The organism is Arthrobacter sp. AG367 (assembly GCF_007828995.1).
Taxonomy (GTDB): Bacteria; Actinomycetota; Actinomycetes; order Actinomycetales; family Micrococcaceae; genus Arthrobacter.
Genome location: NZ_VIVE01000014.1, coordinates 24,754 through 38,817 on the forward strand (window position 1 = coordinate 24,754; position 14,064 = coordinate 38,817).

The window sequence follows — 14,064 nt, forward strand, 5'->3', positions numbered from 1 at the left end:
CCTTGGCTCAACGGCTGGAATTCGCGGGGACAAGAGCGGACTTCGTTGCAAAGTGGCCAAGAAGGGACACCACAACAATGATCAGTCCGGCACAGAGCAAGGCGAATCCGGTACTCAAATGGACCATCCCTGCTCCAACGGCTGCGCCAAGCAACATGGCTAAAATCGCAGCCGCGCGTCGGTTCATCAGGCTCTTCTTAGTGGGGCGAACGAAAAGCTCTCCGGCGAATGCCGTAAGTGTTGACGTGACCACTACGGTTGTGACGTCACGGACCGCAAGCTTTCGTGCCACGTAAGCCTGCATGCCCATGGCCACCGCCGACAGCGATGACATGACCAGCTGCGCCGAAGTATCCGGGCGATCCTGCACGACGAGGGAAAGGGCCCCCATGGAAACAACCAGAGAGCCCGCCAAAAGCAGGATGACGGTGGCAGTTCCCGGCCAAGTGGAGGGTTTAGCCCTCAAAGCAATCCCGGCGAAGGAGGCCCCCAAGCTGAAGCAGAGCATGGCGAGCAGGGGCCCCAAGACAGGCAGCTTGTCCGCACCCACCAGTGCCATCCCCAAGATGACGATGTTCCCTGTCATGTTGCCGATGAAGACGTGGTTAAGGGCCAGGTAGCCCAGGGCGTCCACGATTCCAGTTCCAAAGGTCAGGCCGATCAGGAGCCAAAGGACCCTGCGGTTCCAGCGGTCGCTTTCGCGGACGCCGCCCTCGGCGGGTGACCCGGGCCCATTTGGCTCTGCTTTGGATTCTTCGTCCTTGGCCGTGGATTGGGGTGGGTAAGACAAGGGGATCTCCTGGGGGTATGAATTGCTGTGGGTGTATCCACCCTGCCGGTTCCGGTCAACGCCGGACGCACGTTATATCTACGTGTTCAGTATAACTAAACAATTGGGGCTTGGGTCCGTACCTCAGGGCGCGAAGCTGGGGCTCCAGTTGTATGGGTGCGTGCGCCAAGGCCGAGGACGTCCGGGCTGACACGCATTCCCAAGTAGTTGAAAACGGCCTGGACGATTTCAGTCCATGCGGGGCCGGACGGGTCCAGCACGTCAAAGTGGTTGGCTCCCTCGAGAGTCACGAGATCGATCTTGTCCCCTGCGCCTGTGCCGATATCGTGGTACCGCCCGTGGCTCTCGAGCCTCCACGGATTATCCTTCGAGCCAATGATGAGCGTCTGCGGAACGCCCATCGGCAACAGGCTAATAGAGGATGCGGTCCGGGCTTTATCCATGATTTCGTCCAAATCAGCGGCCCCGAGGATCTGCCGCACATCCTCGCGCCCGGCGCGATAGGCACACCCGAGGTCCAGGACGCCGGCGAGGTCCACAACGCCAGAGACATTCAGGGGGTTTTGCACGAAGAGTTCGCTGCCTTTCGGAATTCTCTTCCTCCCCGCAGCCCACGTGGCCAGATGCCCCCCGGAGGAATGGCCCAGCAACACTACATGGTTCAGGTCGATGGGGTAGTCCTGCGCGAGTTGGGTGGCGTAGTCGATTCCTCTGCCCACGTCGAGGAAGGTTCCTGGGTATCCACCGCCTGGGTTGTTAAGACGCCTGAACTCGATATTCCAAGTGGCAATACCCGCCTGCGTGAATAACTCTGCCAGCTGCTCCATATAACCCAAGCTGAAGCTTGACTCCCAAGCTCCTCCGTGTATCAAAATGACCAGAGGATGCAACGGTTCGCGGTTCTCTGTATCTGGCAGACGAAGATCTCCGAAAGTCAGAGGATGGGGATCGTACATGATGCGCACGTCCGGTGGCGTCGTCGGCAGGTTTGCCACAACGCTCAAGTCGCTTTGGTTACGGAACGAGCCGAACGCTGTTCTCCTCATGTCTCTCCAAGACTCCAATATCGGGTTCTAGCCAGAAGATGCTGCGGCAGCGCCGAAGAACGGAGCTGCCGCAGACCTTTGATTACCTCGGGCAGGGTGGCTGCGATAACACGGCAGCTGGATGCCCGATTCAGGCAGCTGCCTCGCCTCGGACTATCCCTGCGGACCTCGATGAGCCTAGGTTGAGGAAATACTCGGGGGGAACCACCAAGTCATCTGCACTCAGGTCGTGGATGGAGGACTTGCCAAGTCCCACGAGTGTGCGTTCAATGGTGATCCTGAAAGATTCCAGAACTTCGTAGACGCCTCGTTCACCGTCTGCCGAAAGCCCGTAGAACCATGGACGGCCGATCATCACAGATTGTGCCCCCAGCGCGAGAGCCTTTACGACATCGGCTCCGCGCCGGATGCCACTGTCGAAAGTAACCTCAGCCTGGTCCCCTACCGCCTTGACGACTCCCGGCAAGAACCTCAGCGGAGAAGGCGTTGTGTCAAGGTTGTTGCCGCCGTGATTGGATACGCCAATAGCAGTAGCTCCGGCGTCCACGGCTCGGCGGGCGTCGTCCGGGGTCAGAATGCCTTTGACCATGAAAGGGCCACCCCACAATTCGCGGAGCCACGCCACGTCATCCCAAGTGGGGACCGGAGTTGCCATCCATTCATACAATCCGCCGACGAGAGTAGGCACAACGCCGTCGCCCTTGCTCATATTTGGAGCGTCCAGCCCCGGGATCATGCCCCGGCGGAGATAACGGAAGAACCACGAGGGATTCCCAAGTGCCATGGGCGCGTAGCGGATCATGGCAGCCAAGTCAAGGCCATCCGGATACACAGGTGACCCCCAATCCCTGGGCTGGAAGGCAGTGCGGCCGCCTGATAGGTCAAGGGTGAAAATCAGCCCCTTTGCCCCGGCCTTGCGGAATCGCTCGACACGACCGGCGACGATGTCGCGATCACCGGAAAGGTAAACGTGGGCAAATGCATTGGCGTTCTCCCGTGCCACGTCCTCAAACGGCAAGGACGCGAAGTTGCTGAGACCGATCGCTGTACCAGCCCGGCGAGCTGCCCGTGCTACACCAAGTTCTGCATCCGGGTGCATGGCTTGAGCTGCCGCTGGCGCTATGACAACCGGCAGCTCGATGGGTTGCCCCATGAAACTCGTCTTCATGTCGAGTTTAGATGGGAGTTCAACCCCGACTCGTGGGATAAGGCCTATCTCCTCGAAGGCAGAGAGATTTCCCCGCATGGTGGCCCCGCTGTCGCTTCCTGCCAGGAGTGCGGTGTACACGTCTTTTGGCAGGATCTTCTTGGCTCGACGATTGGCTTCTTCGACCGTTTCTATCGCCTTGTGCTTAAAAAGGCCCATGGCCCCTCCTGGTTCTCTTGAATGTGGTCCTGATGAAGAGACCGGTTGATCGGTTTGGCCGCGTAGCTAGGCACGGACCTCAGTTGGTTCGGCTTCAGCGCTTGATTCGCGTGCCGGCTCCTCAATTGCCGCGGCTCGTTGGGGAGCCCGGGGCCGGAACCACTGCAGTTCACGCGATGCCAGGAGTCCGCGTGGACGAATCGCCAGTACGACGATGAGTCCGACGCCCAGTGTCAGTGCACTGAATTCGGGCATCCTTGGAAGCTGAAGGCCGAAGACCACCAAGCCCCCCTCAACCTGGCGGGCAAGTTCCTGCCATACGGCAATGATGGTTGCACCGACCAAAGCGCCGCTGACGCTGTTCACCCCGCCGATGACGGCCATGATGACCACAACTACTGCCGGGTCGATACCGAAAGTAACGGGCGAAAACGCGGTGAGGTAATGTGCCCAGACAGCTCCAGCCGCTCCGGAAAGCAAGCCGCCAAGCAACAAGGCGGGAGTCCTAACGCGCGCCATGGAGAGCCCGGAGGATTCGGCAGCCACCGAATCATCGCGCCCGCCCCGTGCCTCAAGGCCCCAGCGGGAGAACTTGAAAGCCGCAGCAGCCAGAGTGGTTACCGTCAACACGATCCCTGCCGTCAGCAGGGTGGTGTCATAGGGAACGCCGGAAAAGACCTGCGCCCCGCGGGTTATCGAAGGAGTTTCACGCAAAAGGTCCGAAACGATGAACATGAGCCCGAGACTGACGACTGCCGCGGCAAGCCCGGAAACCCGGACCAGCACGGGGCTGGCGATGAGTGCCACGACACCTGCTGCCAATGCCCCAGCCACGACGCTTGCCCAGAATCCCAATTCGATGCCTGACAGCCAGTCAGGAAGGTCCGGGAGCAGAGTTCCACGGGCGGAGGCCGGGACCGTGAGAACACCGGAAACGTAGGCTCCGACCGCAACAAATGCGAACTGACCGAAGAAGATGAGCCCGGTGTTGCCCATGAGGGCCTGCAACGATACCGTCAAACACGCAAAGACCATTGCTGAGAGCAAGACGTCTTCAAACCGTCCCAAGCTAAATTCATTGATTAGTATGGCGATGACGACCACCACAACGGCTATGGAGGTGGGGCCCGCGACTGCAGCGCCAAAGCCCCGGCGGGTCTGGATGCGGTCCTGGGCGAGAGTAAAGGGGAGTTTCATTTGGTAAGCACCACCTTGCGTTGGAGAAGTCCGTCGGGCCGAAGAATAAGGACGACGATCAGCAGGGCGTAGGTGAATCCCTGGGTTAGTCCCTGCATCTGGCTGGGCAGGTAGGTGGCCATGAAGGCATTGACCAGGCCGAGCAAAAGACCACCCAGAACCGCGCCTCCGACACTCCGCAACCCACCCAGTACAAGGGCGACAAAGGCAACCATCGTGATTTCCATGCCTGTCCTTGGCGACACGTTTCCTGCTTTCGCGTACCAGAGGAAGGCCGCTATACCCGCCATGACCCCGGCGATCACCAGTGCCGTCGTCACCACACGCTGGGATCGGACGCCCACCAGTTCCGCGGTTGACCTGTTCTGCGCAGTAGCCCGCATTTTCAGACCCAGATCTGTTCCACGGAGCAAGGCTATAAGCCCTCCGACCGCCACAATTGCCACGGCAAGGCTCGTAAGGCTCGCCGTACTGATCCGGAGCTCGCCCAGGGTATTCACTCCCCCGAACCACGCCGGCGAGGGGAACAGCCGCGGCGCGTCACCGAAGAAGAGGATGGCAGCTGCTTGAAGAACAAGGCCAAGGGCCAGCGACTTCAGCATCAGGACTTCACTGCTGGCCGAATTGCCTGTCAGGAATGTCAGCCGGCCGGCCACCACGGTGATGGCAATAACTATGACCGTTGCGATGGCCAAAGCGAGTGCCAGCGGAACGGTTGTGCTAAGTGAGACTGTCAGTGACGCGGTCCACATGACCAACCAACCGTGGGCGAAGTTCGGGAATGACATGACAGAACTAACCAACGCCACGCCCACCGCGAGAACGGCGAATACGCCGCCTTGGGAGATACCGTCAAAGAGTGCTTGCAAGAGCTGAATCACTTTGCCATCGCCCCCTCTCCCAACAGTGCTGCGGTAAGGATTCCTTCGTCGCGAAGAAGCTCAGACCCACCTGACGTAGTAACTTCCCCGCCGCGCAAAACCACAACGTGATCGGCGAGATCGACAAGGCGCAGCGGAGATTCCTCGATCACTAACAGCGCCACGCCCGTCTCCTTCAACTCCCCGAGGAGGTCGTATACGGAATCAACCACGGCCGGTGCCAGGCCCATCGAGGGCTCATCAACGATCAGAACCCGGGGGCCCGCTGCCAGTGCCCTTCCAAGGGCTACCAACTGCTGCTGCCCGCCGGAGAGGCCCCCTGCGCGGCTGCTTCGGAACTGGGCCAGAACGGGGATCATCTCAAAGATGGATTCCACCGCGGCCTTCCTTGCTGACGAAGGCCGGGTCAAAGCACCCAGACGAATGTTCTCGGCGACGGTAAGACCCGCGAAGACTTCACGCCCCTGAGGACAAAGAACAATCCCGCGCCGTGAACGTTCCTGGATCGACATGCGGGTTACATCGGTGTCGTCCAGCCTGATCTTTCCCGACGAGGGGATCAAACGGCCCGCCAGCGCGGACGCAAGCGTACTCTTGCCTGCCCCGTTGACCCCGGTCAGGGCGGTTACTTGCCCGGCGGCAAGGGTCAAGCTCACTTCGTGGAGCACCTTGTCTCCGGCTCCGTAGCCGGCGACCAGGTCCACTGCCTTAAGCACTGACATGTCTTTCTCCCAAATAGCACTCCAGAACAGCAGCGTCACGAAACGCGTCAGCCGGAGGTCCGTCGAAAATTAGCTGGCCCTGGCGAAGGACCAGCACCCGCTGGCACACATCTGAAATAAGGGCCATATCGTGGTCCACCAAGAGGGTGCCTACGCCGTGCGCCGTCAACTCGGCAATGATGCCCGGCAACCGCCTGCGCTCGGACAGGTCCAGGCCGGCTCCAGGCTCATCCAGGAGCACATAACGTGGCTCCCCGTTCAAGACCCGGGCAAGCTCCACCCGGCGCCGGTGGCCCCATGAAAGATCGCCAACGCGGGCATCGAGATCGGCTTCCAGCCCGAATCGCGCACCGACTTCTGCCACGGACTTTTCAGAGGCCCGCTTCCAGCCACCTGCAAGTCCTGCCGACATGGCGATGTTTTCACGCACTGTCAGGTCGTCGAACAACCGAAGGTTCTGGAAGTTCCTGGCCAATCCTGTCTTGGCCCGGGACCGCAACGAGGAACCTGTAATGTCCTTTCCCTCGAAGACAATGCTGCCAGCGGATGGCGAAAGCAGACCGGACAAACAGTTGACCAAGGTACTTTTCCCGGATCCGTTGGGTCCGATCAGGCCTGTACATGCCCCCTGTTCCAGGTCCAAGCTGACGCCTGCAAGCGCCTTGAGATGCCCAAAGGACATCTCAACTCCGCGGATCGACACCACGGGTTGGGCTTCCTTCAACATGTCCTCATCCCTCGCCGGTCAAGTTGTAGGTCTTCACCTGCTGGAACTGTCCTGAAGGGGTGAATCCGACAATGACCGTGCTTCCCAGGCTTTGACCGTTTTCCCACTTCTTGATGGTGCGCATCGGGAGCTCCAGATCCTTTTGAGCGAAGAGTGCCTTTTCGATTGCTGCTCCGTCAACGGAATTGGCCGTCTTGATTGCGTCAAAGAGGGCCCACACAGACCAGTAGGTTTCCTGCGCCTGGTGGTTTTCAGGGTAGTTCCCCGTCTTGGCCTTGTAGTTTTTGACGAATTCAAGCGCTGCTGGGCTGGCATCATCGCCCTCTGTGTACGCCCCGCCGGAATAGAAGACGCCCTGGGTATTGCCGTCGAGTGCCTTGAGCAGGTTGCGCGTGGACCACGTAGCGTTGCCAATCACCGGGGTGTCCACCCCGGCCTTGCGCAGCTGGGTGATCAACGTTGGGGCATCCGGGTACATTGACGCGAGGAAGATCACGGGCTTGGCGCCTGAGCTAACAGAGCGTTTGATGTCGCTCACGACCGCAGCAAAGTCGGTTTGTCCGGGCTTGAGCACCGATCGACCCAGATCCTTGAGCCCGGCGTCCTTCTTGAACGAGTCTTCGTTAACTGTGAAGTACTGGAAGGCGTCCAATGTGGCGTAGTAAACGGAGTCGTATCCCTGCTCCTTGGCGAAAGCAGCAGCGGTCTTGCCGTTCTGGCCGGCCATACTGCCCCCAGTGGCGAAAAGTTTTCCTACGCCTGGGGCGTAGTCATCACCGGAAGCACCGGCCATGCTGAAGATTCCTTGGCTTTGGGCCGCCATGGCTGCAGGAGTCCCAAGGCCCGAGTCGGCCGGTGGCAGCAGAACCTGCCCACCGTCCCGGATGAGGTCGCGAGCTACCTGGCTTCCGACAGCGGGATCGGACTTTGTATCCTTCGTCACCAACTTGACCGGGCAACCATTGATGCCACCCTTTGCGTTGACCTCGTCAACGGCCATCTGCTCGGCGTTGTTGCCGGCAGCATCGTAAAACGAGAAACCACCGCTGAGCGCCTTCGCCGAACCGATGGTGATGGCGCCTGCGGAACAGAGATCCTTGCCCGCCGCGCTGCCGGTCTTGGAGGCACCTGTGGACGCGCATCCGCTGAGAATCAAAGATGCCCCGATAGCGCCCGCCAGGATGATCTTTGTGCTCCCGTTCGGGGCGGTGAACTTTTTCATTGAAATTCCGATCTTCGTAAAACTGTCAGGGATTGGAGCGGTCAACCGCAGAAGCCCGCCCTTTCGGGGACGGGGCGGCGTTCTCAGCGGCTGAAGTCTTGATGGGCAATCATTGACGGTTCCAACAGTGAGTTGGATCCGCATTTCGGTTTACATGAGGAGCCACCGCGGTTGTGAGGCTCTTGAGACTGCGGTATTCACGGCTGCTCACAGTTGTGGAGGAACCGGTGGACACTGGCCTGCCGGCCGGGGTTCTCCTGGCTAAAGGTCCGGCTGACCAGCACCCCAGTGCAGCGAGCATCTCGGCACACCTAGTGTCCTGCTGGAACGTTTTCCCTGCCGAGCGCTCGTCACGCAACGTTTGAGCAACTTTGTCCTGTACGCGGATTCCTCCGTACAGTTCTGTTGAACGCCTTGACTTCGCCTCGTAAAGGGGACCGGACTATGCTTATCCGCCACGACACTGATCCGATGCTCCTGATTTGTGACCTGGACTACATCAGGACCGTTCGCTAAAGGATTACAGGGTGGGCGCAAAATGTCAATCAATACTGAACGCCAGCAGTCTATGTGTCAGTCCGGGACTTGCTTCGCCGACTCTGGATTCCATGCATCAGCCGGATATCCCCTCAACAGAGCCCCGAAGGTCCTTTACGGCGGTTGCCGCTTTGGTGCACCTCGAATACCGCCCTGCTTATAAGTGACCCCTGCCCCATTGCTCAGAGGATGACCGAATCTTGAACAATGGAACAGGGGTGAAGTGGGAAGCCCTGAATCAGTTGCGATCTACCAGCGCATAAACCCGAGCCGGACTTCCTGTGCCACCGACAATCGGCAAGGGGGACACAACGATGACAGCACCGGTGCTGGGCAGTTTGGCTAGATTCTGGAGGGAAGTGATTCCGTACTTATCGTTTCCGAGCAGGTAATAGTGCATGGGCATCTCCGGGTCCATCCCATGCGCTTGGCCCGCATCGATGCCGAGAGTCTCCACTCCGACTCCGGAAATTTTAGTTTCTTCAGCCAGCCACTTGGCACACTCGGCCGAGATACCCGGGGTGTGAGGGCCCGTCTCGTCAGCGTTAAGGAACTTGTCCTGATCTTGGGCGTAGGAATCCCATCCGGTGCGGAGTAGCAGCCACGCATTGTCCGGGATCTCTCCATGCTTTTCTTCCCAAGCCTTCACATGCGAGGTTTCCAACAAAAAATCGGAGTTCGCCGAAGCCTCAGCGCTGAAATCCAGGACGACTGCCGGCCCTATGAGGCGCCCCAGTGGTAACTCTGAAACGTCGGAGCCATCACGACCTGTAATCCAGTGAATCGGTACGTCCAGATGGGTGCCGGTGTGCTCGCCGACATGGATGTTGTGCTGCTTCCAGACGGGGCCGCGGTCGTCATAGGCCGCAAGCTCTTCCAGTTCAAACGGGTGTGGGCTGGCGTAGGGTTCGGGCAATGTCAGGCCAGGGGTGGTCGCCGAAAGTTTGTTGGTCAGATCGACGATTTCGATGTTGCCGGCAGAAAGGGAGCTGAGCAGGTCATTGAGCAGGGCCATAGAGTTTCACCTTGGACTTGGTAAGTGCGTTACGGGCAATTTGAGCATGAGCAGACTGACTTGCTTCTGCCGCTCCCGCTTTACCTCGCCCCATCGCTGTTTGACATTGAGGCGGGGGTTTCCGGGGACAGTCGGGCTGAAGCGGAAAGACTCAGAGCAGGGCCGATGCGGCAGTTCATCTGCACTGTACAACAGTGATACCAGCGCACTGCGCTCAATGGAAGCCCTGTCCGCTGAAACCTCCTGCATAAGAAGGGCCTTTTCATGCTTGGACAAGCTCGAGCTACAAGTTGTCACAGCCCTAGTTTTCTTAACGTTGTTCGTTGCTGCTTAACAAACAGGGCCATTCGAAGATAAGGTGTGCCAATGACTATCAAGATTGCCCTGACCAAGTTTGGCCACGCTTGCGTCCGTTTAGAAAAGGACGGCAGGCGAATCGTTATCGACCCCGGAAACTACACCGATGTGCCTGCAGCCCTCGAGGGAGCCGAACACATCCTCGTCACGCATCAGCACCCGGACCACCTGTATGAAGAGCCTGTCCTTGAGTACCTGACAGCCAATCCGGCGGTCACGGTAAGGGCTCCGAAAGTACCGGCCGCCCGGTTGGCCGCAGCCGCCCCGAAGGCAGGCGTCGACCCGTCCCGAATCATTCCGACAGGCGCAGGCGAAAAGTTCGATTCAGCAGGGTTCTCAGTTCGGACCGTGGGGGGACAGCACGCGGTCATCCACGGCTACATCCCGGTCGTCGACAATACGGGCTACATCGTTGATGGCCTTGTTTATCACCCCGGAGACAGTTTCATCGTCCCTTCCGGCCCGGCCCCGGACACACTTCTGGTCCCGATCAATGCCCCCTGGAACAAGATGGCGGAGATGGTTGACTTCATCACTGCCGTCCGGCCCCGCCAAGCAATTCCAGTTCATGACGGCCTGCTCAATGAGCACGGCATGCCTCTCTACCGCAAGCGCGCCAAGATGTTTGCAGACCGGCATGGCGTGAAGTTCACCGTTTTGGAGGTGGGAGAGACTGATCTGATCGAAGGATCGGAGGAAGCCTTGAGTCTTCTGGAAACATCTGACGACGTCTTCGCCGATGACTTGGACCTCTCACACTTCAACGGCTAGGAACTGGTCAAGGCTAGGAAGCCTTGATTCTGCCGAGGTAGACGCCGCTACCACCGCGAACAGCTCCCCAAGAAATCGGAATCTTAGGTTTCTTGGGGAGCTGTCTCCTTTCGGAAGACCCGCCCAGGGAAGTCCTGCGTTTGTTCCGCGTTCCGCTGTGGGTCAGCTCTTCCCGGGGATGGTAAGGGGCTTGAAGGCGGGCCGCGTGGCTTCGTAGGCAGTGATGTCCGCCTCGTGCTGGAGCGTCAGCCCGATATCGTCCAGGCCTTCGAGCAGGCGCCAGCGGGTGTAATCGTCGACGTCGAAGGGCGCGACGATGTTGCCGCAAACCACGGTTTTGGAGACGAGGTCCACGGTGACCTGGGTGCCGGGAGCGTTTTCGAGCTCTTTCCAGATCAGTTCGATGTCGTCCTGCGCCACCTGGGCGGCGAGCAGGCCCTGCTTGCCGGAGTTGCCGCGGAAGATGTCGGCGAAGCGGGACGAGAGCACGGTTTTGAAGCCGTAGTCCTTCAGCGCCCATACCGCGTGTTCGCGGGAGGAGCCGGTGCCGAAGTCCGGACCTGCCACCAGGACGGACCCGGCGTTGAACGGTTCCTGGTTGAGGATGAAGGACGGGTCCTTGCGCCAGGCAGAGAACAGGGCGTCCTCGAACCCGGTGCGGGTGATGCGCTTGAGGTAGACCGCGGGGATGATCTGGTCGGTGTCGACGTTGCTCTGGCGCAGCGGGACGCCGATTCCGGTGTGGATGGTGAACTTTTCCATGGCGTGTCCTAGGCTGCGTCGGTGCGGATGGGGGCTCCGGCAGACTCGACCACCGGGTCCGGATCAAGGTCGGAGGGCGAACTCAGGGTCCCGCGGATGGCGGTGGCTGCGGCCACCACCGGTGAGACCAGGTGGGTGCGCCCGCCCTTGCCCTGGCGCCCTTCGAAGTTGCGGTTGGAGGTGGAGGCGCAGCGCTCCCCCACTTCCAGCTGGTCCGGGTTCATGCCCAGGCACATGGAGCAGCCGGCAAAACGCCACTCGGCACCGAAATCCTTGAAAACCTTGTCCAGGCCCTCGGCCTCGGCTTCCAGGCGGACGCGTGCTGAGCCCGGGACCACCAGCATGCGGATGTCGGGGTCCTTCTGGCGCCCGCGGATGATGTCCGCAGCGGCCCGCAGGTCTTCCATCCTGGAGTTGGTGCAGGAACCCAGGAAGACGGTGTCCACCCGGATGTCCTTCATGGGTGTGCCGGCTTCGAGGCCCATGTACTGCAGGGCGCGCTCGGCGGCAGCCTTGGCATTCTCGTCGCCGAAGTCCTCCGGAGACGGCACGCACTCAGACAAGGACACACCCTGGCCCGGGTTGGTGCCCCAGGTGACAAAGGGCTCCAGCGTGTCGGCATCAAGGTCCACCTGCACGTCGAAGGTGGCGTCGTCGTCGGTCCGCAGCGTATTCCAGTACTCGACGGCGGCGTCCCAGTCAGCGCCCTGCGGCGCGTGCGGACGGCCCTTCATGTACTCATAGGTGGTCTCATCCGGCGCCACCATGCCGGCGCGGGCGCCGGCCTCGATGGACATGTTGCAGATGGTCATGCGCGCGTCCATGGACAGTGCACGGATGGCCGAGCCGCGGTACTCCAGGACGTAGCCCTGACCGCCGCCGGTGCCGATCTTGGCGATGACGGCCAGGATGATGTCCTTCGCGGTGACACCCGGACGCAGCGTGCCTTCAACGTTGATGGCCATGGTCTTGAACGGCTTCAGCGAGACCGTTTGGGTGGCCATCACGTGCTCCACCTCGGATGCGCCGATGCCAAAAGCCACGGCCCCGAAGGCACCGTGGGTGGAGGTGTGCGAGTCACCGCAGACAATTGTCATGCCCGGCTGGGTGAGGCCCAGCTGCGGACCCACCACGTGGACGATGCCCTGCTCTGCATCCCCAAGAGAGTGCAGACGCACACCAAACTCGGCGCAGTTGTTGCGCAGGGTCTGGATCTGCGTGCGGCTGGTCAGGTCGGCGATCGGCTTGTCGATGTCCAACGTGGGGGTGTTGTGGTCCTCCGTGGCGATGGTCAGGTCCGGGCGGCGCAGCTTACGCCCCGCCAGGCGCAGGCCTTCGAACGCCTGCGGTGACGTGACCTCGTGGACAAGGTGCAGGTCGATGAAAAGAAGGTCCGGCTGGGCATTGGCACCTTCGCCCTCACCTTGGCGCACCACATGTGCCGCCCAAACCTTTTCAGCGAGCGTCTTACCCGCAGTTGAACCTGCCATTATCAATGACCCTTTCGTCAGCAAGTGGCCGACGAACTCGGGACTGTCCTTGTCGAATCCCGACTTCACCGGCGTAAGTATGTATTCGTGGCTCCCACAAGTACCGAACAACGCGGGTCGAGGAGGACTGGCTACTCAGACAACTGAGAGGACCGATAAAAGGGCCGGAACCCGGAAGCCAGGCGTAAATGCCGCCAACACCTGCATCCGGGCGGTAGCCCATGAGCGGCTACCAGCACGGTCAACCGTGTCGAAGGACGACAGCTTGTGCCGAGAAAGGCTCTCTAAACCGTGCATACCGGCACGGCGGATGCCGCTAAGAGACCCTGGCTGCCGGTTCCTTCTCTCCAGGTCGCATCGGTGCGGCGGATAGACGAGTATCTGCCGCACCGAGCCGGGATCCGGACGAACCGAATTGGGTATCTCTGCATCGCCGCCTAGAGACGGCGGCGCTCCTCACGTCGAGCGGTCTTGGCGTTCCCGGGTTGCCCAAGAGAATGGCGCCAAAGCGCCGAACCGATCCACCTCGGACCACCACAAGCGGCGGCTCTAGCGGGCTGGTGAAGGGGATAGTTCCTGCAGCGTGGGTGGTGGAAGCCGTTTAGGAGAGGAGCGCGAATCCTGCGGACCACGAAATCTTCTCGCTGGCGGCCAGGGCGATTTGCTGGAAACCCATAGCTTCCAGTTCCCTGGCCCGGGCTAGGGAACCGGCATCAACTGCAGTAAGGCCGCCGGCAGTAATCACATCAGACACACTGGATTTAGCCTCAGTATTGTCACCAGCAATGAAGACGGTAGTGGGCACGCCCCCTACCAGGCCTGAGGTCAGTGTTGCGGCGAAATTGGTATTGAACGCCTTCACCACGTGGGAGTCAGGTAGTGCTGCTGCTAATTCCGCGGTGGCGGAGCTGTCGGAAGGCACTGTGAGGGAGTCAAACGTCTCAAAGTTCACTGGGTTCGTGATGTCGACAACCACCTTGCCGGCCAGCTGATCCGCTCGGCTGCTAATGATTTCGGACAGGGCCGGGTACGGTACGGCGAGGACCGCGATGTCGCCTGTAATCGTCTTGTCTTTGTCCGCGTGTGCTATGAACTGCACACCATGGCCGCCCTTGGCGACGATGTCGGCAATGGCCTGTCCCATGTTGCCAGTACCGATGATGCTTACTTCTGCCATGGTA

The 14,064-nt window shown here is 60.3% G+C and carries 13 protein-coding genes; 1 reads left to right on the forward strand and 12 read right to left on the reverse strand.

Features of this window, described 5'->3' with window-relative positions; translation table 11 throughout:
* Positions 1-7: 7 nt before the first annotated feature.
* The 9 genes from FB478_RS20435 to FB478_RS20475 all read right to left on the reverse strand — a co-directional run bounded on the left by FB478_RS20435 (position 8) and on the right by FB478_RS20475 (position 9,503).
* A complete protein-coding gene (locus FB478_RS20435) occupies positions 8-790 on the reverse strand; it encodes a YoaK family protein (protein ID WP_261377487.1) in 783 nt (260 codons plus the stop codon).
* Positions 791-885: 95 nt separating this feature from the next.
* Positions 886-1,836 carry an alpha/beta hydrolase gene (locus FB478_RS20440; protein WP_144601472.1) on the reverse strand — a complete coding sequence of 317 codons (951 nt, stop codon included), beginning with the start codon at positions 1,834-1,836 and terminating at the stop codon, positions 886-888.
* A 130-nt stretch (positions 1,837-1,966) separates the two neighbouring features.
* Positions 1,967-3,202 (reverse strand): pre-mycofactocin synthase MftD, encoded by a 1,236-nt coding sequence (gene mftD, locus FB478_RS20445; RefSeq protein ID WP_144601473.1) that lies wholly within the window; start codon positions 3,200-3,202, stop codon positions 1,967-1,969.
* A 66-nt stretch (positions 3,203-3,268) separates the two neighbouring features.
* Positions 3,269-4,399 carry a branched-chain amino acid ABC transporter permease gene (locus tag FB478_RS20450; RefSeq protein WP_144601474.1) on the reverse strand — a complete coding sequence of 377 codons (1,131 nt, stop codon included), beginning with the start codon at positions 4,397-4,399 and terminating at the stop codon, positions 3,269-3,271.
* A complete protein-coding gene (locus FB478_RS20455; RefSeq protein WP_144601475.1) occupies positions 4,396-5,280 on the reverse strand; it encodes a branched-chain amino acid ABC transporter permease in 885 nt (294 codons plus the stop codon). Before FB478_RS20455 ends, FB478_RS20450 begins: the two co-directional genes overlap by 4 nt.
* Entirely contained in the window at positions 5,277-6,041 is a 765-nt protein-coding gene (locus tag FB478_RS20460) for an ABC transporter ATP-binding protein (protein ID WP_144601476.1), read from the reverse strand. The genes FB478_RS20455 and FB478_RS20460 overlap by 4 nt, the downstream gene beginning before the upstream one ends.
* Positions 5,989-6,729 (reverse strand): ABC transporter ATP-binding protein, encoded by a 741-nt coding sequence (locus FB478_RS20465; protein ID WP_144601477.1) that lies wholly within the window; start codon positions 6,727-6,729, stop codon positions 5,989-5,991. Before FB478_RS20465 ends, FB478_RS20460 begins: the two co-directional genes overlap by 53 nt.
* 4 nt (positions 6,730-6,733) lie before the next feature.
* Positions 6,734-7,951, reverse strand: a complete 1,218-nt coding sequence (locus FB478_RS20470) for an ABC transporter substrate-binding protein (RefSeq protein ID WP_186447858.1) — start codon at positions 7,949-7,951, stop codon at positions 6,734-6,736.
* Between the two features lie 775 nt (positions 7,952-8,726).
* Positions 8,727-9,503, reverse strand: a complete 777-nt coding sequence (locus FB478_RS20475; protein WP_144601479.1) for a cyclase family protein — start codon at positions 9,501-9,503, stop codon at positions 8,727-8,729.
* 366 nt (positions 9,504-9,869) lie between these two features.
* Here FB478_RS20475 and FB478_RS20480 point away from each other — a divergent pair, with 366 nt between their 5' ends.
* Positions 9,870-10,631, forward strand: a complete 762-nt coding sequence (locus FB478_RS20480) for an MBL fold metallo-hydrolase (protein ID WP_144601480.1) — start codon at positions 9,870-9,872, stop codon at positions 10,629-10,631.
* Between the two features lie 162 nt (positions 10,632-10,793).
* Here the strand turns inward: FB478_RS20480 and leuD are convergent, their stop codons facing one another.
* The 3 genes from leuD to FB478_RS20495 form a co-directional block, all read right to left on the reverse strand.
* The gene (gene leuD, locus FB478_RS20485) at positions 10,794-11,393 is read right to left on the reverse strand and encodes a 3-isopropylmalate dehydratase small subunit (RefSeq protein WP_144601481.1); all 600 of its coding nucleotides are present in this window, start codon (positions 11,391-11,393) and stop codon (positions 10,794-10,796) included.
* An 8-nt stretch (positions 11,394-11,401) separates the two neighbouring features.
* Positions 11,402-12,883: a 3-isopropylmalate dehydratase large subunit gene (leuC, locus tag FB478_RS20490; protein WP_144601482.1), complete on the reverse strand. Its 1,482-nt coding sequence runs from the start codon at positions 12,881-12,883 to the stop codon at positions 11,402-11,404.
* Between the two features lie 601 nt (positions 12,884-13,484).
* The gene (locus FB478_RS20495) at positions 13,485-14,060 is read right to left on the reverse strand and encodes an NADPH-dependent F420 reductase (RefSeq protein WP_144601483.1); all 576 of its coding nucleotides are present in this window, start codon (positions 14,058-14,060) and stop codon (positions 13,485-13,487) included.
* Positions 14,061-14,064 lie beyond the last annotated feature (4 nt).